This is a genomic window from Nibrella viscosa, assembly GCF_039541875.1.
GTDB lineage: Bacteria > Bacteroidota > Bacteroidia > Cytophagales > Spirosomataceae > Nibrella > Nibrella viscosa.
In genome coordinates this window covers 114,350-140,159 of the sequence record NZ_BAABHB010000014.1, presented here as the reverse complement: position 1 = coordinate 140,159, position 25,810 = coordinate 114,350, and the positions used below count along the sequence as shown (strand labels likewise).

Genomic DNA, 25,810 nt, shown 5'->3' with positions numbered 1-25,810 from the left:
ATTTCCAATCCGTTTCGGTCGTCTCTTACCTACAAACTCGCTTTCAGCACAAAAAACGGATTTCCAATCTGTTCCTGACTTACTTCCCTTCTTTGATATAGCAACGCCAGGAACGGATTGGAAATCCGTTGTACACATACCCTACCGGCTCAGATACAGATTCCGTTCTGAATAGACTTTCTGGAAGAAATCGTCGGTCAGGTCGTCGATAAAGTAGATACCTTCGCCGGTCGATTTCATTTCGGGGCCAAGCTCCTTGTTCACGTTCGGGAATTTATTGAACGAGAACACCGGAATCTTGATGGCGTAGCCGTTTTTGTGCGGTTTGAAATTGAAGTCTTTTACCTTTTTCTCGCCCAGCATCACCTTGGTAGCGTAATTGACGTACGGCTCCCGGTAAGCTTTGCAGATAAACGGCACTGTCCGCGACGCCCGTGGGTTAGCCTCAATCACGTATACCTTTTCGTCTTTGATGGCAAACTGAATGTTGATCAGCCCAACGGTTTTCAGGGCTACGGCGATGCGTTTGGTATATTCCTCAATCTGCCGGATTACATTCTCACTCAGGTCGAAGGGCGGCAGCAGCGCGTAGGAGTCGCCGGAGTGAATACCTGCCGGCTCAATATGCTCCATGATCCCGATAATGTGTACGTCTTCACCATCACAAATGGCATCTGATTCAGCTTCAATGGCGTTCTCAAGAAAATGGTCGAGCAGGATGTTATTGTCCGGAATATCGTTCAGGATCTTCATCACGTGCTGCTCCAGCTCAGCCTCGTTGATAACGATCTTCATCGACTGTCCGCCCAGTACGTAGCTCGGCCGGACCAGCAGCGGGAAACCCAGGTCTTTGGCCAGGTCCAGGGCCGCCTGTGAATCGCGCACTGTGCCGAACTTCGGATACGGGATGTTCAGATCGCGCAGGAGGCTGGAGAAGTGACCCCGGTCTTCGGCCAGGTCGAGAGCCTCCCAGCTTGTGCCAATAATTTTGATACCATACCGGGTTAACTTTTCAGCCATTTTAAGGGCCGTCTGTCCGCCCAACTGCACAATGACACCTTCCGGCTGCTCGTGCTGAATTATGGCGTGGACGTGTTCCCAGAACACCGGCTCAAAGTACAGCTTATCGGCCACATCAGGATCGGTTGAGACGGTCTCCGGATTACAGTTAATCATGATGGTCTCGTAGCCGCACTCCTTAGCCGCCAGTACACCGTGAACGCAGGAGTAGTCGAACTCGATACCCTGACCGATACGATTAGGTCCGGAGCCCAATACAACCACCTTCTTACGATTGCTCACGATAGACTCGTTGCCCGGCAGATCAGATACCGGCTCGGGCCGATCGAGTATCTGCGGCACCGCGTTGTTAAAGGTCGAGTAGTAATACGGCGTTTTCGCTTCAAACTCGGCGGCACAGGTATCCACGCACTTATAAATGCGCCGGATATTGTGCTTTTGCCGGTATTTATAAATCTTACTCTCCCGCACCTGCATGATATGCGCCAACTGCCGGTCGGCATAGCCCTTCTGCTTGGCGGTGCGGATCAGTTCGGGCGGTACGTCATCAAGGTCGTATTGCTGAATTTCACGCTCCAGTTCAATCAACTCTTCAATCTGATGCAGGAACCAGGGATCGATCCGGGTCAGCTTCTGAATCGTCTGGAACGACATCCCCGCTTTAAACGCATCGTAAATATGAAACAGCCGGTTCCAGCTTGGGTGCGCCAGACTTTCGGTCAGGGCCTTCTGATCGGTCAGCTCCTTGCCGTCGGCTCCCAGCCCATTCCGGCGAATCTCCAGCGACTGACAGGCTTTTTGCAGGGCTTCCTGGAAGTTACGGCCAATACCCATCGCTTCGCCTACCGACTTCATTTGCAGGCCCAGGCTCCGGTCGGCTCCCGGAAATTTATCAAAGTTCCAGCGTGGCACTTTTACAATGACGTAATCGATAGCCGGCTCGAAGAAAGCCGAAGTTGAACCGGTAATGGGGTTAATCAGCTCATCCAGGTTGTAGCCGATGGCCATTTTAGCCGCAATCTTGGCAATGGGGTAGCCCGTTGCTTTAGACGCCAGGGCCGACGAACGGCTCACCCGTGGGTTGATTTCAATGGCAATAATATCGTCGGTTTCCGGATTGACCGAGAACTGCACGTTACAGCCGCCGGCAAATTTGCCGATGCCGTCCATCATCTTAATGGCCAGATCACGCATTTGCTGATAAAGCGTATCGGGCAGGGTCATGGCCGGCGCTACCGTGATGCTGTCGCCCGTATGGATACCCATCGGGTCGAAGTTTTCGATGGAGCAGATGATAATGAAGTTACCGGCTCCGTCGCGCAGCAGTTCCAGTTCATACTCTTTCCAACCCGTGACACTCTGCTCGACGAGTACTTCGTGAACCGGCGATGCGTGGAGTCCATTATTAAGGGCCCGGTCAAAATCCTCCGGCTTCTCCACAAATCCGCCCCCGGTACCGCCCAGGGTAAATGAGGGACGAATTACCAGCGGGAAGCCTATTTCCTGCGCAATCTCCTTACCCTCCAGAAATGAGCGAGCGGTGCGGCCTTTACACACGCCAATACCCAGTTCCAGCATCTTTAATCGGAACTTCTCCCGGTCTTCGGTGGTTTCAATGGCCCGAATATCTACCCCGATAATCTGCACCCCATACTTCTGCCAGATACCGGCTTTATCGCAATCGATCGCCAGGTTCAGCGCGGTCTGACCACCCATGGTCGGCAGCACGGCATCTACCGTATGCTTTTCCAGGATTTCAATGATGGATTTTTTCTCCAGCGGCTTCAGATACACATGATCGGCGTTGATGGGGTCGGTCATGATCGTGGCCGGGTTCGAGTTGATCAAAATCACCTCGATACCTTCATCGCGTAACGAACGCGCTGCCTGAGAGCCGGCATAGTCAAATTCGCAAGCCTGACCGATAACAATTGGTCCGGAGCCGATAATAAGAATCGAGCGGATGTGAGGATTTTTGGGCATTGTAGCGATAGTCGGACAAGAAAAATGTCAGTTAGAGAATGATAAACAGATCATTCACTGACCTCCTGAAACCGATAGCCCGAGAGAAACCGGACTGGTGACAATCAGGCCAATCCGTTCCGTGGTGGTCAAAAATTACGCAAAATTAGGAGGTTACCACGACAATAGAAAGCGGTATGAAAAAAATAAGGCGCAGAGATGGGTCTCTACGCCTTATAAACCATCTTTTACTCCTTTATTGGATAAACGGCATGGCAATACCAAGCACCTGCTCTTTGGTTAACGGCTCGTCGAATGCTTCGCGAAGCTCTGAATCCGACAGACTCGGAATGAGGGTTTTCAGGTTAATACCCGCCTGCACCAGGTTTTCTTCGCCGGCATACACAGCGGCCGGCTGCTCGGCCGGATCCGACGGAGTTTCTTCCAGTCCGGGAATCAGCCGCCGTACTTCGGCAGCATGGCGGGCTTCTACCGAGTGAATGCGCAAGGCCACGGTCAAAATATCTTTGTTGCTCATCAGGTTAGCGGCCTGCCCTTTATACGCCCGAACACCGGTATCCTCAAATGCTTTGGCCAGAAATACGAAGGTCTGGTAGTTGGTAAAGGCATCTGCCGGAAACTTAAAGTTCGGCTTGGAGACAGCCGCACTACCCAAGGCGCCCATCAGTAGCTTTACGTGCGCATCTTCATGTTTGCTGATCTGCATGAAAATGGCGCGGTCCGAAGCCGGTATCAGGTTAGAAGCCGCCAGGCCGCGCTTGTAATACTCATCTTCCAGATACTCCAGCGTCAGGGCAAAATTCAGGACATCGTTAATTACGTTAGACTGCCCATAGGCCGTTCCCAGGGTAGCAAACATTGCAGGTACAGCAGCTGCGGTAGCTTTGGCACCCATCCGGAACAATTGCCGCCGGGAATAATAATTCAGACGTTCAACGGCATCCGGGTCTATTTTCTCAATTTCGGTAAATACATTAAACAGATTCATAGTTTTTTTCGATTACATGGTTGGTAAGTTAGCCCCGCTAATCGGAGTTGAAATAAATGGCTGTGCCAGTGGCAGCACCTGTAGAGGTGTTCTGACTACATCCAGACCCGTCATCGGTTCAACCACGTCATCACCTGCAAAGAAGGCGGTCTTTGGCATCAATACATCCCGGATAGCGGCCGCATGACGAGCCTCTACCGATACTATTTTACCGGCCAGTAGCAGAAACTGCGCATTTTGTAACAATCGACCGGCTCCGTTATAGGCCGATACGCCCAGATCCTCAAAGGTTCGTGCGGTTTGTAGCACACTCTCCCGACTGGAGAAATTGACGGCACCAAAATTGAACGTGAGTGCCGGAATAGCGTTTGTCCCCAAAGCCGCTTTGAAAAATTCGCGGTGGACGATTTCGTGGTCACGAATATCGACCAGCAGGCGCAACTCGGCAGCCGTGATACCCGAATAAGGATTAAGAGCAACTCGTTCGTAAAAAGCGGCCTCCAGTTGTTCGAGCGCATAGGCATAGTTTAAAATACCAGTGTCTCCTGACCCCAGGTTAACCGTACCCACTGGCAGGTTATGGTCCTGCATTGTACAAGCCTCCACCAGCGCAGTAGCCGATATGGCTGTTGCACCGGCATAACGCATAAACAGTCGGCGCCCAACTGGCGAAACCGTAGGAATTTCCAGACCGGACGCTTTGTCCGGAGCCGTACTTGTCGGTTTTTTCATAAGGTAACAGGTAACAATTAGATGAAAGGATCACCCACAAGCGCGAAAAGTCTTTACACACGTTGCGAGCATTTGAGTAATAGCAGACATACGAGCTGTGAGGGCATATGGTTTTATAAATTTCCGCTTTTATTAAGGAAATATTAGAATTACTGAGCCAACGGGATAATCTCTCCGGTTTTGGTCCATATATGCAAATAGCTGCAGTAGATCCTTTATTTATCTTTTGCAGCGTAATCTGTTAGCTTCGTGTTATGAAACTACTTTTTATAAAAAAACGGCTACTTACCCCGTATTTTGTCCTGCTGGTCCCCTGTGCTTTTGCTCAGCACCCATTCCAGATACACGGAAAAATTCAGGAGTTAGGAAACACCACGGTATATCTGAAAAAGCAGGATAACCGCAACAGCCGTGTGCTGACTATCGACACGACCCGCGCTCAAAATGGGCAGTTTACATTTCGCCGAGCGGTTCCGGAAATCGACTTTTACACGGTTTCCATTGAAGGTATACCCGGTCAGACCAGCTTTATCTGGGATCATGACGTAACTATCACCGGTAATACAACGGATCTGCGTACGGCCGGTGTTACGGGATCTCCGCTCACAGCGGAGTGGAAGCGATTTCAAACAGAAATAGATTTGCCCTACCGCGACCAACTTATGACGCTGTACAACGAACGTCACCAATCGCTGGGCAATACGGCCGTAGCCGAGCGGGTGGCAAAAGAAGAAAAGCGGCTGAAACAGGCGCAGATCCAGAAAATCCAGCAGTACATCCGCACCAACCGTACATCCCTGTTAAGCCTGTTTTTACTGAATACCCACTGGACTGAATTTTCAAAAGCAGAGGCCAAAGCGCTCTACCAGCAGCTTGATCCGGCGTTCAGGAACCATTCGGTGGCAAAGCGGCTGGAGCGGTAGTAGCCCGGATTGTAAATCCGGGTGTTTTTTGTCTACGACAGCCGGATTTATAATCCGGGCTACACACGCGCCTACACACTCTGCATACTACTCAGCTTCCGGTAGAAACCTTCATCCAGCGATACAAGGGCGTGGTGGGTGCCGCGTTCGACGATTTCGCCGTTGTGGATCACCAGGATTTCGTCGGCATGCTGGATGGTGCTAAGCCGGTGGGCAATCACCAGGGTGGTCCGGCTGGCCATCAGGCGGGTGAGTGCCTCCTGTACCAGCTTTTCGGATTCGGTATCGAGGGCGGAGGTGGCTTCGTCCAAAATCAGGATGGGCGGGTTCTTCAGCACGGCGCGGGCGATGCTGATGCGTTGCCGCTGCCCGCCCGACAGGCGGCTGCCCCGGTCGCCAATCAGGGTCTGATAGCCGTCCGGCTGGAGCATGATAAAATCGTGGGCGTTGGCGATTTTGGCTGCCCGGATTACCTCTTCCTCAGTGGCGTCGCTGCCGAAGGCAATATTGCTGAAGATGGTATCGTTGAACAGAATGCTTTCCTGCGTCACAATGCCCATCTGGTTGCGCAGGGACTCCATGGTGCAGTCGCGCAGGTCGGTACCGTCGATCAGGATCTGGCCGCTGGTGGGGTCGTAAAAACGCGGCACAAGGTCGGCAATAGTGGATTTGCCGCCACCGGATGAGCCAACCAGCGCAATGGTTTTCCCTTTTTCAAGCGTAAAGCTGATAGCCTTCAGCACCGGCACCCCTTTCATATATTCAAAGGACACATTCCGCACCTCGACCTGCCGGCGGAACTCCCGCAGGTCTTTCGCATTGGGTTTGTCTTCAATCAGCGGAACGGTATCGACCAGTTGCAATACCCGTTCGCCGGAGGCCAAGCCACGCTGGGTGCTGCTGAAGGCGTTGGAAATTTCTTTGGCCGGCCGCATCACCTGCGAAAAAATGGCGATATAGGTCACAAACTCCGAAGCCGATAACGCCGACTGATTGGACAAGACCAGCGAACCGCCATAGAGCAGAATACCCGCCACCACCGTTACGCCCATAAACTCGGAGAACGGCGACGCCAGTTCGCGCCGGTTGGCCAGCGACCGGATGGCCCGCCGGTAGCCCTGGTTTTCTTCGTTGAATTTGGTAAGCACATAATCCTCGGCGTTGAAGCCTTTGACCACCCGCATACCGCCAAACGTCTCATCGAGCAAACTAATCAGTCCGCTAAGCCGCTGCTGCCCTTCCTGGGCGTCGCGCTTCATGCGCTTGACCAGCGTGGCAATAAATATGCCCGAAACAGGAATCACCAGAAACGCAAACAGCGTGAGCTGGATGGAAATGGAGAACAGCGCATAGAGGTAGAATATGAACAGGAAAAACTCCTTCATAACCGCCGACATAGTGTTGGCAATGGAATTTTCCACTTCCTGCACATCGGTCATGATGCGCGAGATCAGGTTGCCTTTGCGCTCACTGGAGAAGAAGCCCAGGTGCAGCCGCACCGCCCGCCGGAACACAGCCTCCCGCAACTGCGACACCATTCGGGCTTTGAAGCTCTCCAGTTGGCGGATGGAAAGGTATTTGAAGATATTGCTCAGCAGCACCGACAGTACAATCACTACGCAGACAAACCGCAAACCGCCCACCTGCCCGTACGTCTGAAAATACTGGATAAAGTAATAGCGAAAGAGCCCCGTAAGCTGATCGGTATTCAGGGAGAACGAAGGAGCCGGCTGACTGAGCACCTGCTGCATCTCCTGGGGACTCACCTGATTGAACAGCACATTAAGCAACGGAATCAGCAGCGTTAAGTTAAGCACCGCAAACGCGCTGGCCAAAATAGACGTGGGCAGAAACAAAGCAATAAAGCGCCCCAGCGGTTTAGCAAACGAAAGAAGTCGGAAGTACGTTTTCATCAGTAATTTCTTAAACGCAAAGGTCGCTAAGAAATTCCCAAAGTTCGCAAAACGTTACATTCCTTGCATCACCTCCTGGTATAACGCCCAGTAGTCCTGAGCCGCTTGCTCCCAGCTAAACTGAGCTGCCCGCTTCCGCAGCCGCTCGGCCCGGAACGGGTTCTGTTTAAAATCACTCAGCCCGTTAAACAGCACCTCGGCCATGGCTTCCGGCTCAAAAGTATCCCAGTAGTAGGCTTCCCGGCCACCAATTTCGGGCAGGCTGGTGCGATCCGACAGAAATACCGGTTTGCCGTACGTCATGGCCTCCACCACCGGCAGGCCAAAGCCCTCCGAGAGAGAAGGGAACAGAAAAGCTCCGCAGTTTTCGTATAACCAATGTTTGGTCGCTTCCTCAACGGCACCGGGCATAATCAGCCGGTTGGCAACACCCAGGCGTTCAGCTTCGGCCATAATGTGTTTTGCGTACGGATGCGAATCATTACCGGCCAGCACCAGCGCCCAATCCGGAAAAGCCTCCAGCATCGGCAGCAGCGTATGTACGTTCTTCTTGGGGTGGATAACGCCCAGAAACAGAAAATAAGGCTCATTGCGCAACCGGGTGAGGGTCAGGCTGCTACCCCGCTCGCTGAAGTTCCCCTCCTGGTCGGCGGCCGAGTTGCCGTTGTAAATGACCCGAAAGGGTATATTTTCCGGTACTTTCAGGTGCTGCCGGACCACCGAAGCGGTATATTCAGAAATGGCCGTTAGAGCAGAGGTACGGTTTATACTACGCTGCAAAGCCGCCAGCCGACGGGCTTTTTTGGCGTCGTTGTAGTCGGCACGCTCCAGAAAATTCAGGTCGTGAATGGTCAGGATCAGCTTAGTTCGGCCGGCCACCGGCAGGTAGGGTGAATCCTGGTGAGTACAATGCCAGATGTTGTAATTACCCGACAGATAAAACCGATCCGACCAGCTCACCGGCCGATAGTGAGCCTGATCACCAAAAATACCATTGTGTTCACCGGGTACCAGAAACGTCAGGTCGGCATCGGCCGGGCGCTGTTCCACCAGCTCCTTACCCAGGTGCAGACAAAATTGACCCAAGCCACTGTTCAGGTCGCGCAGACGTTCGGCATCAACAAAGATTTTTTTCATGCTACCTCCAAATTTGCTCAAAAATAGGAAATAGCCTACGGACACCTACAATTACTATCTCACGGATTATCCTGTATAAACTGCACAATCAGCTCCGCCCATTCCTCACCTTTATCGTCCTGCACAACAGGCAGATGGGCAAATCGTTCATCGGGTGTTCGAAGTGTAGTCATAACAGGCCGTTTTACGAGAATCCTGGATACGCACAAAATCCGGTAAATCTACTAAATCCCGGAAATCCTGGTTCTCATTCCCGGTTTCAATCCTACTAATCCTGGTTCAGCCTTATCTTTGCGCCATGACTTTGCAAAACGATTTGTTGCTCCGGGCAGCGCGGGGCGAAAAAACCGAGCGGGTGCCCGTTTGGCTCATGCGGCAGGCCGGTCGCATTTTACCCGAATACCGCGCCGTGCGCGAAAAAGCCGGCAGCTTTATCGCCCTGGCTACTACACCCGAGATGGCTGCCGAAGTAACCCTTCAGCCGGTGGATATTCTGGGCGTCGATGCCGCCATTATCTTCTCCGATATTCTGGTGGTGCCCGAAGCGATGGGCCTCCCCTACGAAATGATTGAACAACGCGGCCCGGTATTCCCCAAAACTGTCCGCTCGGCTGCCGACCTCGACCACCTGCACATCGCCGATGCCGATACCGACCTGGGGTATGTCCTGGAAGCGATCCGGCTGGTGAAGCGGGAACTGAACAACCGGGTACCGCTTATCGGCTTTGCCGGAGCGCCCTTCACCATTTTCTGCTACATGACGGAAGGAAAAGGCTCCAAAACGTTTTCAGTAGCCAAAAAGCTGCTCTACACCGATCCGGCGTTCTCCCATTCTCTGCTACAGAAAATCACCGACAGCACTATCGGCTACCTGAAAGCGCAGGTGCAGGCCGGAGCCAATATCGTGCAGATCTTCGACTCCTGGGCCGGTATTCTCTCTCCTGAGCAGTACCGGACGTATTCGCTGCCCTATATTAAACAGATCTGCGACGCAATTACGGAAGTACCCGTTACCGTCTTTGCCAAGGGAGCCTTCTTTGCGCGGCAGGAGATTGGTCAGCTTAGCTGCTCGGTCGTGGGCCTCGACTGGAACATGGACCCGACGGAATCGCGCCGGCTGGTTCCGGACAAAACGCTGCAGGGTAATCTGGATCCCTGTGTGCTCTATGCCGGCTTCGATCAGATCCGGGCCGAGGTACGCCGGATGATTCAGGCGTTCGGTACCCAGCGGTATATTGCCAATCTTGGCCACGGTGTTTACCCGGATACCGACCCCGAAAAGGTGAAGTGCTTTATTGAAACAGTAAAGGAGTATTCGGCGTAGGACTGTTAGCGGTACGCATCCGGATCAAATTTTTCCATGATCGTTTCTGGTCTGGCCAAGTCGGTGAGCCCAAACTGCCGGTAAAGGCCATGCGCACCGCGGGTGGCCGGCAGCCAGCGCCGGACCATATTGGGCGGAAACTGCCCGACCGTCCGTTCGATATAGCGGGGCCGGGTCTGGCTGTACTCCAGCATCAGCCCAAGGCAGGTAACGCCATGCGCAGCCAGGTAGGCCCGGTAGCGCTCGGCGGTTTGGACGTTCGTTACCCCAGTTCACTAACCTGCTTTATTAAGCACGCTGGTGGTAAACGTAAGGGAGACATTACTTGCTTGGACTTCCATTGGAAGAAAATAATTCTTTGCGGGCTTCTTCTTTCAGCCGCTGCTTGTCGATCGGCACCACTCCTACCGATTCGCAAACCAGGCCACCACCCAGGTTGGAAAGGCCGGCAATAAACTGGGGCGGCATGTTCAGGGCTACGCAGCAGGCGGCAATGCTAATAACCGTGTCACCCGCCCCCGATACGTCGGAAATCTGGCGCACATGTGCGGGTAAGCGGTGTTGCTGGCCATTGTAGTCGATGTATACCCCCCGCTCCGAGAGAGTAATTAACGTGCCTTTCAGGTTCAAACGGGTCTTCAGCTCTTCAACGACGGCTTCAAACTCTTCCCTGGCATCAATATCAAAATCTATTTTAAGGCCCTCCCTGAGCTCTTTCAGATTAGGCTTGAACAGACTGGCGTTATGATACGACAGGAAATTCCGCTTTTTAGGGTCGACTACAGTCGGCACGCCCTGCTCATTGGCAAAGTTGGTAATTTCGGCAATGGCTTCTTTGCTCAACACGCCTTTGTCATAGTCTTCAAAGATAATTACGTCGCAGGTAGGTGTAAGCTCTTTAGCTTTGGCAATCAGTTGCCGGCATTCGCTGTCGGTGATGTATTTATCCGTTTCGGTATCCACCCGGACCACCTGTTGCGAACCGGCAATAATGCGTTCTTTGATGGTGGTAATGCGCGAATCGCTGCGGATCAGGCCGTCGCAGTTCAGGTTACGGTCGCAAAGCTGCCCGATCAGCATATCGCCGGGGCCGTCGGTGCCGATCACCGAGCAGATGATGGCCTCAGCCCCCAGCGCCTGCACGTTCAGCAGCACATTGCCGGCACCGCCCAACCGCAGTTCACGACGCTGCACCGACACCACCGGCACCGGCGCTTCGGGCGAAATCCGCTCTACTTTTCCCCAGACGTAGGAGTCCAGCATCACATCGCCGATTATCAGCACGCGCAGTTGGTTAAAGGCGTCAAACACCTCATCAATAGTCATTTTCTCCAGCACCGGACTCATAGCGTAACGAATTAATACCGCAAAGAAACAAAAACCCGGGCAGAATCCGGAAACAGGGCGCTCTCACTGAGTTATCGGTACCGTTGTTTATTCGTTTAAATCCTCCGTCTGAGCGTATACATCCGCCAGTGCCAGCGCATACCCGATACTCTCCAGATGAACCGTGCCTTCCGGACTCTGGGAGTCTGACAATAACCAATGCCCGTCTTCTTTATGGTACACTTCCACATTCATCTTTTCTGAACTGATCATGACATATTCATGCAGGGTCGGAATGGTGCGGTACTTCCGGAACTTCTCGCCCCGGTCGTAGGCTTCGGTGCTGGACGCCAGTACTTCGATTACCAGCAGCGGATTGATGATGGTATCTTTCTTCTCATCGGTAAAGTATTTCATGCCCGCTACCACCATCAGATCCGGATAGGCGTAGGTTGTACCGTCCGGAATAAACAACCGCATATCACTGTGATAGAGGGTACAGGGCTTTTCTTTCAAAAATGGGTGTAACGCCCCAATCAGGTTTCCCGTAATGATGTTGTGATTATTGCCGGCACTGGTTGTTGCCACTAACTGGCCCCGGTAATATTCATGTTTGAACAACGACCGGCGCTCCATTTCCAGGTAAGCATCCGGTGATAGTATGGTAACGGTTTCAGACATAGTTGAGTGGTTTACTACGAAGCTATGGCTTTTCAGTAAAACAAAAAACGGGCAGTGTTGCCTCTGCCCGCTTCCTTTACGCATCGGCCCTTAAAGCTTCTCCTTCAGAAACGCGGCCGTATAGTTGTTTTCCAGCTTCACCATTTCCTCGGGCGTACCGGTAAAGGTGACGTAGCCACCGGCATCGCCCCCTTCCGGACCGAGGTCGATGATGTGGTCGGCCGATTTGATGATTTCGGTATTATGCTCAATAATGATAACGCTGTCGCCCTGATCGACCAGCGCGTTGATGGCCTTCAGCAGCTTGCGGATGTCGTGGAAGTGCAGCCCCGTGGTGGGCTCGTCGAAGACAAACAGCGTGGTGCCTTTGTCGGAATTACCCTTGCTCAGGAACGACGCCAGCTTGACCCGCTGAGCCTCTCCGCCCGACAGGGTATTGGCCGACTGCCCCAAGCCGATATAGCCCAGCCCCACCTCCTGCAGCGGCAGCAGTTTCTCCACCATTTTTGGCTCGGCCTGTTTGAAGAAGTCGATCGCTTCATCGACGGTCATATCCAGAATGTCGGAGATGTTTTTCTCGTGCAGCAGCACCTCCAGCACCTCCTGCTTGAAGCGCTTGCCGTTGCAGCCTTCGCAGCGGAGGTAAATATCGGCCATAAACTGCATCTCCACTTTTACCGCGCCTTCGCCCTGGCACACTTCGCAGCGGCCCCCTTCAACGTTAAACGAGAAGTGCGACGGTTTGTACCCCCGCGCTTTGGATACCGGCTGATCGGCCATCACCTGCCGCAGGTAGTCGTAAGCTTTGATGTAGGTGACCGGGTTGGAGCGGCTCGACTTCCCAATGGGGTTCTGGTCAATCATTTCAACGGCTTTGATGCGGTCTATGCTGCCGCCCAGGCTCTCGAATTTGCCGGCTTCTTCGCCGGTTTCACCTTTCAGGCGGCCCAGCGCCGGGTACAGCACCTTCCGGATCAGGGTCGACTTACCCGATCCGCTGACACCCGTCACCACCGTCAGAGTATTGAGCGGGAAACGGACATTAATATCTTTCAGGTTATTCTCCCGCGCGCCGTTCACTTCAATGAAGTTGGTCGCCTTCCGCCGGAACGTCGGCACCGGCACCTGCTCGCGACCGGTGAGGAAGTCGATGGTATAGGAGCGTAGCGCAGGGGGCGAGGGGCTGGGGGTTACTTCTTTGTTCCCATGCTCCATGCCCCATGCCCCAAGTCTTATATCTTCCCAGGTTCCCTGAAACACCAGTTCACCCCCGTTTACGCCGGCCTCGGGGCCAATGTCGATAATCTGGTCTGCGGCCCGCATCACTTCTTCTTCGTGCTCGACCACAATCACGGTGTTACCCAGATCACGGAGAGATTCAAGAACGCTCACCAGCCGCTGGGTATCGCGGGGGTGGAGGCCAATACTGGGTTCGTCCAGGATATACATAGAGCCCACCAGCGCACTACCCAGTGAGGTAGCCAGCTTAATGCGCTGGTACTCGCCACCGGAGAGAGAATTGGTCAGCCGGTTCAGGGTCAGATAGCCCAGGCCGACGCGCTCCATGTATTCGAGCCGGTTGCGAACCTCAACCAGAATCCGATTAGCTACCTGCTGCTGCGCTGCCGGTAGTTCGAGGGTGCGAAAGAACTCGGCTACTTTGGCAATCGGCATCAGCACCAGGTCGGTGATAGATTTGCCGGCCACTTTTACGTACCCGGCATCTTTGCGCAGCCGCGAGCCCCGGCACTCCGGACAGGTGGTTTTGCCCCGGTAGCGCGACAGCATCACCCGGTACTGCACCTTAAAGGTCTGACTCTCAACAAAGTCGAAAAAAGCGTTAATACCCTGGAAGTACTGGTTACCCGTCCAGAGTAGTGCCTGCTCTTCGGAAGTCAGGTCTTTGTAGGGGCGGTGAATCGGAAAGTCGAAGCGGATACCGTTCTTCAGCAAAGGCCGCAGAAACTCTTCGTTCATCTTCTCGCTGCGCCAGGGTGCAATGGCCCCTTCAAACACCGACAGATTTTTATCGGGAAAAACCAGGTCCGGGTCAATGCCGAGTACTTTACCGAAGCCATCGCAGCGCCGGCAGGCTCCGTAGGGGTTGTTGAAGGTAAAGAGGTTGACCGTAGGCTCTTCAAACACAATCCCGTCCAATTCAAATTTATCGGAAAACGTCCGGGCCTCCTTACCGACTACATCGACCCGGCAGATGCCGTCGCCTTCCGAGAAGGCTGTCTGTACCGAATCTGAAAACCGGTACTGATTATCTTCTTCGGGGTTTCCGTCGGCATCAAACTGTACGGTACTGCGGTCGATCAATATCTCCAGGTCTTTGCTTTGCGACACGGCAGCCAATTGCTCCGCCGGCCCGTCGAGCAGTTCTTCCATAAACTGCACGGTGCCGTCGGCAACAATACGCGTATAGCCTTTCTGGAGCAGAATCTTCAGTTCATCGGCCAGGGCACGGCCGGGGCGGATATGCAGCGGGGCCATAATCATCGCCCGCTGCCCTTCCTCAAAGCTGTACAGGTAATTGACCACATCGGTCACGGTATCCTTACGCACCTCCCGGCCCGACACCGGCGAGAAGGTAACGCCCACGCGGGCAAACAGCAGCTTGAGGTAATCGTAAATTTCGGTGGAGGTGCCAACCGTAGAGCGGGGGTTTCGAGACGTGACCTTCTGCTCAATGGCAATGGCCGGTGATACCCCCCGGATGTACTCTACATCCGGCTTTTCCATGCGGCCCAGAAACTGCCGGGCGTAACTGCTCAGGCTCTCCACGTACATACGCTGCCCTTCGGCAAAGAGCGTATCGAACGCCAGCGATGATTTGCCGGAGCCCGACAGGCCCGTCAGCACCACTAACTTATTGCGTGGAATGGCAACGTCAACATTCTTGAGATTATGTACCTTAGCCCCTTTGATAATAATATATTGCTTGGGGTCAAGGTGGTCTACGGAGGGCAAAACTTCGGTCCCGTCAGTCTGATTCATTCTATAAATTTAGCAAACCCTAACCTGTTTTTAACGGTTTTTGCCTGGATATGGTTTCCTGGTTACTAATGATTGTGCCGGGGCAATGCAACGCAAATATGCCCGGCTTCGTATTACCTAAAACTGACATGAGCATGACCTTTTCTGAAGAAGACATTTTGAAGTTACTGCTGTCCATGTTTATTGGTGGAATAATTGGTGCTGAGCGCGAGTACCGCAGCAAATCGGCCGGCTTCCGCACTACCATCCTGATCTGTGTCGGGGCTACCCTGTTTACCTTAGCCTCTGAAAAAATCGGCAGCAGTGGCGACCGCATTGCCGCCAATATTGTCAACGGTATCGGTTTTCTGGGAGCCGGTATCATCTACAAAGGCGATAACCGGGTGAAGGGGCTGACCACAGCCGCCACCATCTGGGCGGTTTCGGCCCTGGGCATGTGCATTGGCGGAGGGCTGTACGACATTGCCGTTATCGGCTTTGTGCTGATCCTGGGAGCGCTGCTGTTGCTGTCCACCCTGTCGCACCGGATTGGTCGGTTAAACCAAACGCGTGAGTATAGAGTGGTTACCCAATACCGCAACAAAACCTTAAACAATTACGAAAAAATGTTTGAGGAGTGTGGCCTGTCTCCGCAGCGGGGTATGCAGCGACGCACCGGCAATGAGATTAGTGGGCAATGGCGCGTGGATGGGCCGGAGAAAAATCACGAAAAATGCATTCGACGCCTGTTGAGTGACCCGGAGGTAAAAGAGTTTGTTTTCTGAGGAGGCTGAAAAAAACCTTAGCCGCTGCCAACGGTTTTGTTTGTTAAGGGGTCTTCCGGGCAGATAAATGCTATTTTGTTGTTTTTTTCGTTACTAAAAGGAGTACCCAGTTTTTACAGCACAAACATGAAACATATAGGAAAACTAGTACTGCTGTCGGCTTTACTGAGCAGCAGTTTGGCCTTTGCTCAGATTACTGAAGATCCCGAAGACCGCCGGGAGGCAGGGCGAGAGCCGTTACGTACCCAAACGCCCGAAGGACGTCCGTTGCCGTTTGGCCAGCGCCTGCGCATTGGAGGTGGTATCAGCAGCCTGCAGATCGGGAATGCCCAGATTGGCACGCCGTTTATTATCGGGGTTTCACCGGTAGTTGCCTACCAGGCCAGCGAACGTCTGATCCTCGGAACGGGCGTTAATTATGTATACTACCGGTATCGGCTGCGGCTTCCCAACCAAACCATCACCGACCAGTTCAACCAGTTTGGGGTACGGGGGTTCGGTATGTACGAGGTAGTTCCCAGTCTGGTACCGAATCTGTTTGCCCATGCCGAATATGAAGGCAACAACATTCGGTACCCGGATAATGTAGCCCGCGAATACCGCCGTCGCTGGGTAACCGCCCCGCTGCTGGGCCTTACGTATTCGCAGCGGATCGGGCGGCTGGCGGGTATCAACCTGTCGGCGCTGTACAACATCAACTACAACGCAGATATCTACTCCCGATACGTGTACGGCAGTCCCTTTGTGATTCGCGTATCATTCTTTTAAGCCATCTGTCAGCACTAAAAAAGCTGGAGCATTCACCCGCTCCGGCTTTTTTAGTGTGGAATAACAGCCTTCCCTGGCTAGCCAGGCAATAGTCTGCTTACTATGCCGGCAGGGGATCGTAACCAGAAAAGCCGGACTCGCTTGTCGCTTTCGATGCCACCCGCCGGCCCTGCACCAGATCGGCCGCCTTTTCGCCGATCATAATCACGGCCGCGTTGGTATTGCCCGACACAATGACGGGCATAATGGATGCATCGGCAACGCGCAGCCCCACTATACCGTGTACCCGCAGTTCGGCATCGACCACGGCCATTTCATCGCTCCCCATTTTACACGTGCCGACAGGGTGATACACCGTCTCTACCTGCCGGGCAATATGCTGCCAGATAGCCTCGTCGGAACTGCGGTCGGGTGGAGTCTGTATCCGCTCGCAGTAGGGCTGAAAAGCTGCGGCCTGCATTACGTCCAGGGCCTGGCGAGTTCCCTTGATCAGCAACCGGCGGTCTTCTTCGACCGTCAGGAAATTGGGCTGAATCACCGGCGCGTCGAGTGGATTGGCCGACCGGAGGTCGACGTTACCCACGCTTTTTGGCCGGAGCAGGGTAGGCAGAATAATGTAGCCGTCGGTCCGGGGATAGGTGTTCAGGTCGTACATATCGACCGAATAATCATGGCCGTTATGAATGGGCGCAAATTGGAATTGGAGATCAACCCGGTCGGGTCTCGCCTGACCGGGCGAATCATCGGTACGCAAAAAAGCGTTGGCCTCCAGCGGACTGATGGTTAAGGGACCCCGGCGGTAGAGGAAGTACTGCATCAGGGCCTTAGTCTGTTCCCAGGGTTTCAGGTAATGATTGGTGCCGACCAACTGCTTGCACAAACTGTTGACGCCGGTAAACAGATGGTCCTGCAGGTTCTGCCCAACGCCCGGCAGCTCCCGCTTTACGGCGATACTGTGCCGGCGCAGGGAGTCGGCCGGCCCGATACCCGATAGCATCAGCAGTTGCGGAGACTGGAACGAACCGGCCGACAGAATCACCTCCCGGTTGGCGTATGCTTTTTCGGTTGTGTTTTTTCCGGTCAGGAACTCCACGCCAACGGCCCGGTCGTTTTCAAGCAGCACCTGCCGTGTATGGGCGTGGGTAACAATTGTCAGATTAGTCCGGTGCAGAACCGGCTTCAGGAACGCACTGGCGGTGCTGTGCCGCCGACCGTCTTTAATAGTAAACTGGAAGTAGCCCGCCCCCTCCTGCTCCGCCCCATTCATGTCGTGGTTTTCCGGAATGCCGGTTTGTTTGCAGGCTTCCACAAAGGCGTTGGCCAGTGGCGTGCGGAAGCGGGTAGCGTAGGTAACGTTGAGGGGGCCACCCTGCCCGTGGTAGCGGGTATCCAACTGGTCGAACTGCTCATTATGTTCCGAGCGGATAAAATAAGGCAGCACCTCCTCGTAGCTCCAGCCGGCATTGCCCAGCCGCGCCCAATCGTTGTAGTCCTCCCGGTTGCCGCGCACGTACGCCATGGCGTTGGTCGAGCTGCAGCCGCCGAGTGTTTTACCCCGTGGCTGGTACAGCCGCCGGCCGCCAATTGCCGCCTGCGGCTCAGTCCAGAAACCCCAGTCTACCGCTGTTCGGTTTAGTTTGGAATACGCTCCGGGGATATGAATTTCCCTTTTCTTATCCGGTCCGCCCGCTTCCAGCAGCAGAACCGATACCGATGGATCGGCCGATAATCGATTGGCCAGCACACAGCCCGCCGAGCCGGCACCAACAATGATATAGTCAACCTTCATGCGCTCAATCTGCTTAGGAGAGTACGCCAAAGTACAAAAATTTAGCCTGTAAATGAAACCCAGAATCGGCCGAATAATCCGTTCTTTACCAGAAACAAAAAAATGAACACCGATACTGTCTTCCAACTGGCCAACCTTGTGGTGCTGCCTCAGTGGCTGCTGATGCTGGCGGCTCCGCGCTGGCGGGTTACCCAATAGCTGATCAGAACCTTGCTGATTCCGGCTCTGCTGGCGGTAATCTACCTTTCTTATGTAGTAACGGGAGCTGCAGCCTTAGATTTTGGTTCGTTTAGTACCTTATCGGGCATAAAATCGTTATTTAATCAGGAAAATGCGGTGTTGGTGGGCTGGATTCATTATCTTGCTTTTGACCTGGTGGCGGGATGCTGGATGCTGCGAGATGGTCAGCAGCGCACCATCAATCATTTCTTACTTATTCCGTGTTTACTGTTTTGCTTCATGCTCGGCCCAACCGGGCTGTTGTTATATTTAGTCATTCGATTTTTTAGAAAGCCGGACGCATGAAAAAGCTCCACGCCCTTTTAGTACTGGCCTTTATAGTCCAATCGGCCACTGCGCAATCATCCCTGCTCTGGCAGGTGTCCGGTAATGGACTGAAAAAGCCCTCCTACCTGTTCGGTACGTACCATATCCTGAAAGATAGTTACCTCGATCAGAACACGAAAGTAAAAACCGCCTATCAGAATGCCGACGGTGTGGTTGTCGAGATGGTTGTCGACTCGTCGGCCATGCTGAACATGGCTATGCGGGCGCTGATGCTGACCAACAGCCTGCCGAACCTGATAAGCGAGAAAGAGTATAACCTGGTAGCCGCTGAATTTCAGAAGGCGACAGGCTTTGACCTCGGCCTTTTCAATCAGGTAAAGCCAATTGTTACCTCCACCATGCTGAGTCTCGCCTATCTGGAAAAAGAATCCGATACGCTGAAGCGCTTTACCGGTCAGCCGCTGGATCTGTATTTTGCCGCCGAGGGTAAAAAGCTGGGTAAAACCGTAACCCCGCTGGAAACCATGGAAGAACAGATTACCATGCTCTACGACCATGACCCGGTTGAGAAACAGGCGAAACAACTGGTGCAGATGGTGAAAGAAAAAGGCAACATGCGCAAAACCTCGCAGTCGCTCACCAACCTGTATCTGTCCGAAGACCTGAACGGCATGTGGAAACTCAGCGAACAATATGGCGAACAGTACGGTGACATGACTTACCTGGTGGATGAACGCAACCGGAACTGGATGAAGAAACTGCCCAATCTGATGGCGGTCAGGCCCACCTTTGTTGCTGTTGGAGCCCTCCACCTGCCCGGCCCGAACGGCCTGATCGAGCTATTGCGCAAGGCCGGGTATAAGGTAGAGCCGCTGTAACTCGTAGGCAGGGGACAATACGGCTCCGTCGGATAAAAATCAGACCACTGCGTCAAAAACTAATCGTTCTCCGAAAATCACTTCCGTACTTCGCCTGAGAACTAACCGATCGGCCGAAACAAGAGGCATGTCTGTACCGGATGTGTTTTATTTTTCTGCCGGCGCTATAGCCTGTTATGCTTTATTCCCAAAGACTCCCTTCTTTTCCCGAACCTGGTCCGGCAAACCCGTTCCGCTCGTTCTGGATGGCCGGTTACGAATGTACCGACCAGCAGAATGCGTTTGGCCACCGGGTCGATTTTCTGACGCTCACCGGCCATCTTGACCGGGTCGATCAGGATTACGCCGACCTGCACCCGTTTAACATCCGGACCGTCCGCGAAGGTATCCGCTGGAGTCAGGTGGAAACACGGGCGTACCAGTACGACTGGCGGGTGGTATCGGCCATGATCGACAGCGGCAAAGCGGCCGGTATCCAGCAAATCTGGGATCTGTGCCACTTTGGCTACCCCGACGATCTGACACCCCTGCACCCGATGTTTGCTCGCCGGTTTGCGGCCCTTTGCCGGGCCTTTGTTGCCTTTTACCGCTCCAAAGATCCCGATGGGACGCTGGTTGTAACGCCCATCAACGAAGTGGGCTTCATGGCGTGGTTAGGCGGAGACGTACGGGGCACGTCACCTTACTGCGTAGGGCAGGGCTGGGAAGTTAAATACGGCCTGATGCGGGCGTACATCGAAGGCGTAGCGGCCCTGCGCGAAGCCGACCCGACCATTCGCCTGATGAGTACGGAACCGCTGATCAGTGTTGTACCGGCCATTAACGCCAACGATATGCAGGTTTCTGAGGCTGTTGGTCAGCATGAGAATCAGTACCAGGCGATGGATATACTGGTTGGCCGCATGTGCCCCGAGCTGGGGGGCAAGCCGGAATACCTGGATATCCTAGGCCTTAACTACTATTACAACAATCAATGGGAGGTAGGCAGCCACGCTATGCTGCCGTGGGCCAACCTGCCGCCCGACCCGCGCTGGCGTCCCTTGCGGAGCTTACTCCTGGAGGCTTACAACCGCTACAAACGCCCGCTGGTCATTTCCGAAACCAGCCACCCCGGCATTGACCGGCCGCACTGGATTCGGTTTGTTTCCCAGGAGTGCGCAGCGGTGCTAAACCAGGGAGTACCGCTTTGGGGCGTCTGCCTGTACCCCATCATCGACCGGCCCGACTGGGATCACCTGACGCCCTGGCACCGGGCCGGCCTGTGGGATGCCGATCTCTCTGCCGATGGGCCTCCGCGCCGGCTACTTTACCAGCCTTATGCCGAAGCCCTGCTGAACGCACAGGCGCTACTTGCAGAACAGGAAGTGGTGCTGTTGTAGGGGTCCGCAGGCCCCTACATATCCTGCTTTTCAATGATCCGAATGAGCTTTTCAGCCTCCTGCCCGTCTTTCTGTGGGAAGTTTACCGGCAGTGACTCCAGGACCTCAACCATAATCCGGGCAATGATGAGTTGCTGGTTTTTCCGATCGTCGCTGGGAATCACGTACCAGGGGTTGTTTTTGGTGGCCGTTTGGGTAATCACTTCTTCGTAGGCCTGCATGTACTCTCCCCAATGCTCGCGTTCTTCCAGGTCGCTTTCGCTGAGCTTCCACTGCTTTTCCGGATCGCGGAGCCGGCTGATCAGCCGCTGTCCCTGCTCCTGTTTGGCTACGTGTAAGAAGAATTTGATAACCGGAAACCCATTGCGGTACAGGTACTCTTCAAAGCAGACAATGTCGGCAAAGCGCTCTTTCCAGAGCTGATTGCCTTTGGGCAACAGATTTTTAGGAATCATTTGCTCTTTCAAACGCTCCGGGTGTATACGCAGGATCAGCGTTTCCTCATAGTATGTGCGGTTAAAGATGCCAATGGTCCCCCGTTCGGGCAGTTCCCGCCAGAACCGCCACATAAATTCGTGTTTCAGGTCTTTTGATCCAGGTTTCTTAAAGGCCGTTATTCTGAACCGGGAGGGGTTCAATCCTTTGAAAACGTGCCGGATGCTGCTGTCTTTACCGGCGGCATCCATTGCCTGAAAGAGAACCACCAGGCCATAATGCTCATCGGCGTGCATTACGTTCTGCAACTGATCCATCCGGGAGCTCAGGTCAAACATCTGCCGGTCCCAGTCCTCCTCCGACTCGTACAGGGGTTCTATGCAGGTTGGCAGGTTACTAATAGCCAGTCTCTTGCCGCCTTTGCGATGTCCATCGTACCGAAAATCGGCCGGTTTACCCAATTTCTTTTTCATAACACCGGGGAGTTATTCTTCCTGATTACTCCATGTCTTTATCCTGCTGCGTAATTACGTCCTTCAGGTGCTGTAGGGTTTGCTGCCGGCTTTCGCTAACGTCCGGAAAGGATAGGTTTAATTTCTGAAGCTCACCAACCAGTGCTTTGGCAACCAGTAGCCGCATGTTTTTCTTATCGTCGGCCGGAATCACGTACCAGGGCGCTTTCCCGTCGGCGGTTTCGTTGATGGCTTCCTCGTAGGCCTGCATATACTGCTTCCAGAATCCACGCTCAACTACATCCTGCTCGTCGAACTTCCAGTTCTTAGCCGGCCGTTCAATGCGCTTCAGCAGCCGTTTGCTTTGCTCTTTAAACGATACGTTCAGAAAAAATTTGACTACCCGGAAACCGTTTCGGTACAGATACCGCTCAATATTTCGGATATCCTCATACCGCTGTTTCCATACGGTATCAGGATTGCTGGTTAGCTCTTCGGGCAGTCGCTGGTTTTTGGTCAGGATTTCCGGGTGAACTTTCACCACGAGTACTTCTTCATAGTACGACCGATTGAAGACGCCGATCGTGCCCCGCTCGGGGAGGTCGATTAGGTGGCGCCACATGAAATCGTGGTCGAGTTCGTTATCATTCGGCCGTTTGTACGAGTGAATCCGCATTCCCAACGGATTCACGCCCGAGAAAACGTGCAGGATGGTACCGTCTTTGCCGGCGGCATCCATCGCCTGAAAAATAACCACCAGCCCATACCGGTTATGGGCATACATCATCTGCTGAAGTTCATCGATCTGATGCGCCTGCTCCCGCAACAACTGTTCGTAGTGGGCGTCATCCTCATAAAAATCGTCAAGCTCAGTAGGTAAATCCTTAATTTTCAGGGTACGGCCGGAGCGGCCATTGTACCGAAATTGATCCAGGTCAACAGTAGCTAAATCAGTTGGTGTACTCACGGTTGTGTCGGTAAACTTTATGGAAAAACGGTTTGTTATGCCAATGTACAAAACAACCGCCTACCCTCTACTATGTTTAACTCCGGCTTTTGGAAGCAACTGGCGACAATGCCACTCGCGCTGCTTCCGTTTCTTTCGGTGCTGTCGTGTGCACAGCCCGGTAAACCCAGCAAACAGGCAAAATCAACCACTATGAATACGACAACTGTTGCCAACACGGCAAAAGGCTCATCGGGTGCGGGCCTCGACAAAGCGACTTTCGGAACGGGCTGCTTCTGGTGTACGGAAGCGATGTTTGAACAACTCGACGGGGTAGTAGACGCCGTTTCGGGCTATGCCGGCGGCAAGAATGCCAATCCGACCTACAAAGAAGTATGCACCGGCACAACCGGCCATGCCGAGTGCGTAGAGGTGACGTATGACCCGGCCAAAATTACTTACGCGCAACTGCTGGAAGCATTCTTCCGCAGCCACGACCCAACCTCGCTTAACCGCCAGGGTGCCGACGTGGGCACGCAGTACCGCTCTGTGATTTTCTACCACAACGACGAACAGAAGCAACTAGCCGAGAAGTACAAAAAGGAGCTGAACGAAGCTAAGGCGTACGACAGGCCGATTGTTACGGAAATTAGCCCGGCACCGGCGTTTTATGTAGCCGAAGACTACCACCAGGATTACTTCGCCCACAACCCCGACCAGGCCTATTGCGCCTTTGTGATTGCGCCGAAGCTTGATAAGTTCAAAAAGGTGTTTCAGGCTAAACTGAAGCCACAAAACAAACAGGTAGCCGGTCATTAACAAAAACCCTGCTACAGCGTAAATCAGCCCCTTTTTGGGGCTTTTTTCTTGCCCGTTCTATAGGTTTATTTCGTCTTAGTATTTGTACCTTTAGGAGGTGTTTTGTACCTTTAGGGTATCCTGAATGAAGGACAACCGAGTTGAGGTACAAATCTTAGAGCAGCGGAACAATGAATGTATCACTACGAGAAAAGCCAATCAGCGACGGCCGCAAAAGTCTTTATCTTGACTTTTACCCGCCTATCCTGCATCCTGACACCGGCAAGCCTACACGCCGGGAATTTTTAGGACTGTATGTTTACGCAAAACCCCGTTTGGAGATTGAACGGCAGCACAACAAGGAAACCCGGCTGTTAGGCGAAAACATACGCGCTCAGCGTCAATTAGAGGTTCAACGGGGTTACTATGGTTTCCTCAGCAAAGTAGAGGAGAACAAAGACTTTCTAGCCTACTTCCATGAGTTAGCCAAAAAGCAGAAAGCGGAAGGAACCTTTAAGGGTAGCCGTAACAATTGGATGAGCGTTTACTGTTACCTGCATCTATTCTCAGAAGGTCAGCTAATGGCTAAAGACATTACCGAGGGCTTTTGCCGCAGCTTCAGGGAGTATCTGACCTCAGCCCCTTCCCTCCGAACAACCAAACCCAAATTGGCTCATAACTCAGCCGTTGGCTACTTCACCATTTTCAAGACCTCCTTAAAGCGGGCCGTTGATGATAAGATACTAGCCGCCGACCCCTCACAGAAGGTAAAGCGGCTTACCCGCAAAGAAACGCAGCGGGAGTTTTTGAGCCTGGCAGAGGTTCAGTCCCTTGCCCGTACCGAGTGCGATTTACCCGACCTGAAACGGGCCGCGCTGTTTTCCGCCCTCACTGGCTTACGTTACAGCGACATTGCAAAGCTGGTTTGGTCAGAGGTGTATTCTGATGAGACCGGCCATTACCTACGCTTCACACAGAAGAAAACCGAAGGCGTAGAAACGATGCCGTTATCTGACTCAGCCTATAAGCTGTTAGGCCAAAAGGGAACCGATACCGAAAAGGTATTCCCCCGCCTGGCTTATTCGGCCTGGCAGAACCAGAAGCTACAAACGTGGGCGTTTATGGCAGGCATTCACCGGCCTATTACCTTTCATGCGTTCCGGCATACGTTCGCTACGCTTCAGCTTCAGCAGGGAACCGACATCTACACCATATCCAAGCTACTTGGACACCGCGACTTAGCCACTACGCAGATTTACGCTAAGATCGTAGATCAGCAAAAGCGGGACGCTGTAAACCGGCTAAAGATTGACCTGTAAGGGATACGTACTCTATACCCCTCCTTCACTGCTTTCTAACTGTAAACCCCTTCAGATTATGTCACCTGAAAAAGCACTCATTGCCCAACTGCAAAGGGAAAACGAAAACCTCAAAGCAGCGATACAAAAACAGACGGATTACAAAGAAGTCAGAACCCGAGACGAACGGATAGATTTTCTTGAATGGCGGGATGAACTGCTAAACACCCACATTGAAGAGGTCAGAAAACTACGCGCTGAACTAAAACAGGCAGAGGGCCAAAGGAACAGGTTAGAACAAGCCCTTTACGCCCTGATGAGCAGCACCGAAATAGAAAACCGCTTCAACTAACCTCCTTATTAATTATTCACCTTTCAAACTGTCTATAGCTATGAATCAAGTACCTGTTTACGAAAACCTGTTAGCATTCAACCGCAAGCCCGAAAAGCGGCAAATCCTAAGCGTTAAGCTGTACTATCAAGACGGTACGGAGGATGAGCTAAACGTATCAAGCCCGCTGATTACAAACGGCGAAGATTTAGAACGGCAGTACTCGCACATTAAGCAGTACTTAGACGCTTCAGCAAAAGACCTGCAACTATTGGCCTACCATGCAAAGATGATGAGCTATGACGGTACGGACTTCAGACCAATAGGCAGCTATCGTATGATGTATTTTGGCATTAACGGTGAACCGATGGAGGTAAGGCCAGTAAGCGAAGAGGCAAAGGCCGCGCAAGCCCGTTTGTATGGTTATTAATTCTAACA

The 25,810-nt window shown here is 53.2% G+C and carries 22 protein-coding genes and 1 pseudogene; 11 read left to right on the top strand and 12 right to left on the bottom strand.

The annotated features are described in order from the left end of the window. Positions 1 to 141 precede the first annotated feature (141 nt). The 3 genes from carB to ABD931_RS24520 all read right to left on the bottom strand — a co-directional run bounded on the left by carB (position 142) and on the right by ABD931_RS24520 (position 4,723). Positions 142 to 3,003 carry a carbamoyl-phosphate synthase large subunit gene (carB, locus tag ABD931_RS24530; RefSeq protein ID WP_345270663.1) on the bottom strand — a complete coding sequence of 954 codons (2,862 nt, stop codon included), beginning with the start codon at positions 3,001 to 3,003 and terminating at the stop codon, positions 142 to 144. A 235-nt stretch (positions 3,004 to 3,238) separates the two neighbouring features. After that, the gene (locus tag ABD931_RS24525) at positions 3,239 to 3,991 is read right to left on the bottom strand and encodes a ferritin-like domain-containing protein (protein ID WP_345270662.1); all 753 of its coding nucleotides are present in this window, start codon (positions 3,989 to 3,991) and stop codon (positions 3,239 to 3,241) included. Between the two features lie 12 nt (positions 3,992 to 4,003). After that, entirely contained in the window at positions 4,004 to 4,723 is a 720-nt protein-coding gene (locus ABD931_RS24520; protein WP_345270661.1) for a ferritin-like domain-containing protein, read from the bottom strand. A gap of 254 nt (positions 4,724 to 4,977) precedes the next feature. Between ABD931_RS24520 and ABD931_RS24515 the strand changes: the two genes are divergently transcribed. Further along, complete coding sequence (locus ABD931_RS24515) at positions 4,978 to 5,646, top strand: DUF4369 domain-containing protein (RefSeq protein ID WP_345270660.1); 669 nt, start codon at positions 4,978 to 4,980, stop codon at positions 5,644 to 5,646. Positions 5,647 to 5,717: 71 nt separating this feature from the next. Here the strand turns inward: ABD931_RS24515 and ABD931_RS24510 are convergent, their stop codons facing one another. After that, the gene (locus ABD931_RS24510; protein ID WP_345270659.1) at positions 5,718 to 7,559 is read right to left on the bottom strand and encodes an ABC transporter ATP-binding protein; all 1,842 of its coding nucleotides are present in this window, start codon (positions 7,557 to 7,559) and stop codon (positions 5,718 to 5,720) included. Positions 7,560 to 7,613: 54 nt separating this feature from the next. Further along, complete coding sequence (locus ABD931_RS24505) at positions 7,614 to 8,696, bottom strand: glycosyltransferase family 4 protein (protein WP_345270658.1); 1,083 nt, start codon at positions 8,694 to 8,696, stop codon at positions 7,614 to 7,616. A 298-nt stretch (positions 8,697 to 8,994) separates the two neighbouring features. Here ABD931_RS24505 and hemE point away from each other — a divergent pair, with 298 nt between their 5' ends. Next, entirely contained in the window at positions 8,995 to 10,020 is a 1,026-nt protein-coding gene (hemE, locus tag ABD931_RS24500; RefSeq protein WP_345270657.1) for a uroporphyrinogen decarboxylase, read from the top strand. A 5-nt stretch (positions 10,021 to 10,025) separates the two neighbouring features. Here hemE and ABD931_RS24495 read toward each other — a convergent pair whose 3' ends face one another. The 4 genes from ABD931_RS24495 to uvrA all read right to left on the bottom strand — a co-directional run bounded on the left by ABD931_RS24495 (position 10,026) and on the right by uvrA (position 15,027). Then, on the bottom strand, positions 10,026 to 10,214 hold the full coding sequence (locus tag ABD931_RS24495; RefSeq protein ID WP_345270656.1) for a hypothetical protein: 189 nt from the start codon (positions 10,212 to 10,214) through the stop codon (positions 10,026 to 10,028). A 127-nt stretch (positions 10,215 to 10,341) separates the two neighbouring features. Beyond that, positions 10,342 to 11,367, bottom strand: a complete 1,026-nt coding sequence (locus ABD931_RS24490) for a bifunctional heptose 7-phosphate kinase/heptose 1-phosphate adenyltransferase (RefSeq protein ID WP_345270655.1) — start codon at positions 11,365 to 11,367, stop codon at positions 10,342 to 10,344. A gap of 87 nt (positions 11,368 to 11,454) precedes the next feature. After that, a complete protein-coding gene (locus tag ABD931_RS24485) occupies positions 11,455 to 12,027 on the bottom strand; it encodes a Uma2 family endonuclease (protein WP_345270654.1) in 573 nt (190 codons plus the stop codon). Positions 12,028 to 12,117: 90 nt separating this feature from the next. Further along, positions 12,118 to 15,027 (bottom strand): excinuclease ABC subunit UvrA, encoded by a 2,910-nt coding sequence (gene uvrA / locus ABD931_RS24480; RefSeq protein ID WP_345270653.1) that lies wholly within the window; start codon positions 15,025 to 15,027, stop codon positions 12,118 to 12,120. 134 nt (positions 15,028 to 15,161) lie between these two features. Here uvrA and ABD931_RS24475 point away from each other — a divergent pair, with 134 nt between their 5' ends. Next, on the top strand, positions 15,162 to 15,791 hold the full coding sequence (locus ABD931_RS24475; protein ID WP_345270652.1) for an MgtC/SapB family protein: 630 nt from the start codon (positions 15,162 to 15,164) through the stop codon (positions 15,789 to 15,791). 126 nt (positions 15,792 to 15,917) lie between these two features. After that, positions 15,918 to 16,559, top strand: a complete 642-nt coding sequence (locus ABD931_RS24470) for a hypothetical protein (RefSeq protein WP_345270651.1) — start codon at positions 15,918 to 15,920, stop codon at positions 16,557 to 16,559. 100 nt (positions 16,560 to 16,659) lie between these two features. On the opposite strand, the gene ABD931_RS24465 is transcribed toward ABD931_RS24470, so the two are convergent. Beyond that, positions 16,660 to 18,348 (bottom strand): GMC family oxidoreductase, encoded by a 1,689-nt coding sequence (locus ABD931_RS24465; protein WP_345270715.1) that lies wholly within the window; start codon positions 18,346 to 18,348, stop codon positions 16,660 to 16,662. A 102-nt stretch (positions 18,349 to 18,450) separates the two neighbouring features. On the opposite strand from ABD931_RS24465, the pseudogene ABD931_RS24460 reads away from it, so the two are divergent. The 3 genes and pseudogenes from ABD931_RS24460 (at position 18,451) to ABD931_RS24450 (ending at position 21,112) form a co-directional block, all read left to right on the top strand. Further along, a pseudogene (locus ABD931_RS24460) lies at positions 18,451 to 18,873 on the top strand (ABA4-like family protein). Then, positions 18,870 to 19,733 carry a TraB/GumN family protein gene (locus tag ABD931_RS24455; protein ID WP_345270650.1) on the top strand — a complete coding sequence of 288 codons (864 nt, stop codon included), beginning with the start codon at positions 18,870 to 18,872 and terminating at the stop codon, positions 19,731 to 19,733. Before ABD931_RS24460 ends, ABD931_RS24455 begins: the two are co-directional and overlap by 4 nt. A gap of 176 nt (positions 19,734 to 19,909) precedes the next feature. Beyond that, the gene (locus tag ABD931_RS24450; protein WP_345270649.1) at positions 19,910 to 21,112 is read left to right on the top strand and encodes a glycoside hydrolase family 1 protein; all 1,203 of its coding nucleotides are present in this window, start codon (positions 19,910 to 19,912) and stop codon (positions 21,110 to 21,112) included. 14 nt (positions 21,113 to 21,126) lie between these two features. Here the strand turns inward: ABD931_RS24450 and ABD931_RS24445 are convergent, their stop codons facing one another. Together ABD931_RS24445 and ABD931_RS24440 are read right to left on the bottom strand one after the other, a co-directional pair. Further along, positions 21,127 to 22,020 (bottom strand): PPK2 family polyphosphate kinase, encoded by an 894-nt coding sequence (locus ABD931_RS24445; RefSeq protein ID WP_345270648.1) that lies wholly within the window; start codon positions 22,018 to 22,020, stop codon positions 21,127 to 21,129. Between the two features lie 25 nt (positions 22,021 to 22,045). Next, positions 22,046 to 22,966, bottom strand: a complete 921-nt coding sequence (locus tag ABD931_RS24440) for a PPK2 family polyphosphate kinase (protein ID WP_345270647.1) — start codon at positions 22,964 to 22,966, stop codon at positions 22,046 to 22,048. Positions 22,967 to 23,158: 192 nt separating this feature from the next. On the opposite strand from ABD931_RS24440, the gene msrA reads away from it, so the two are divergent. From msrA to ABD931_RS24420, 4 genes are all read left to right on the top strand, one after another. Further along, a complete protein-coding gene (gene msrA / locus ABD931_RS24435) occupies positions 23,159 to 23,764 on the top strand; it encodes a peptide-methionine (S)-S-oxide reductase MsrA (protein ID WP_345270646.1) in 606 nt (201 codons plus the stop codon). Between the two features lie 170 nt (positions 23,765 to 23,934). Next, positions 23,935 to 25,062 (top strand): tyrosine-type recombinase/integrase, encoded by a 1,128-nt coding sequence (locus tag ABD931_RS24430; protein WP_345270645.1) that lies wholly within the window; start codon positions 23,935 to 23,937, stop codon positions 25,060 to 25,062. 58 nt (positions 25,063 to 25,120) lie between these two features. Continuing rightward, a complete protein-coding gene (locus tag ABD931_RS24425; protein WP_345270644.1) occupies positions 25,121 to 25,393 on the top strand; it encodes a hypothetical protein in 273 nt (90 codons plus the stop codon). Between the two features lie 40 nt (positions 25,394 to 25,433). Then, positions 25,434 to 25,802: a hypothetical protein gene (locus ABD931_RS24420; RefSeq protein WP_345270643.1), complete on the top strand. Its 369-nt coding sequence runs from the start codon at positions 25,434 to 25,436 to the stop codon at positions 25,800 to 25,802. Positions 25,803 to 25,810: the final 8 nt, after the last annotated feature.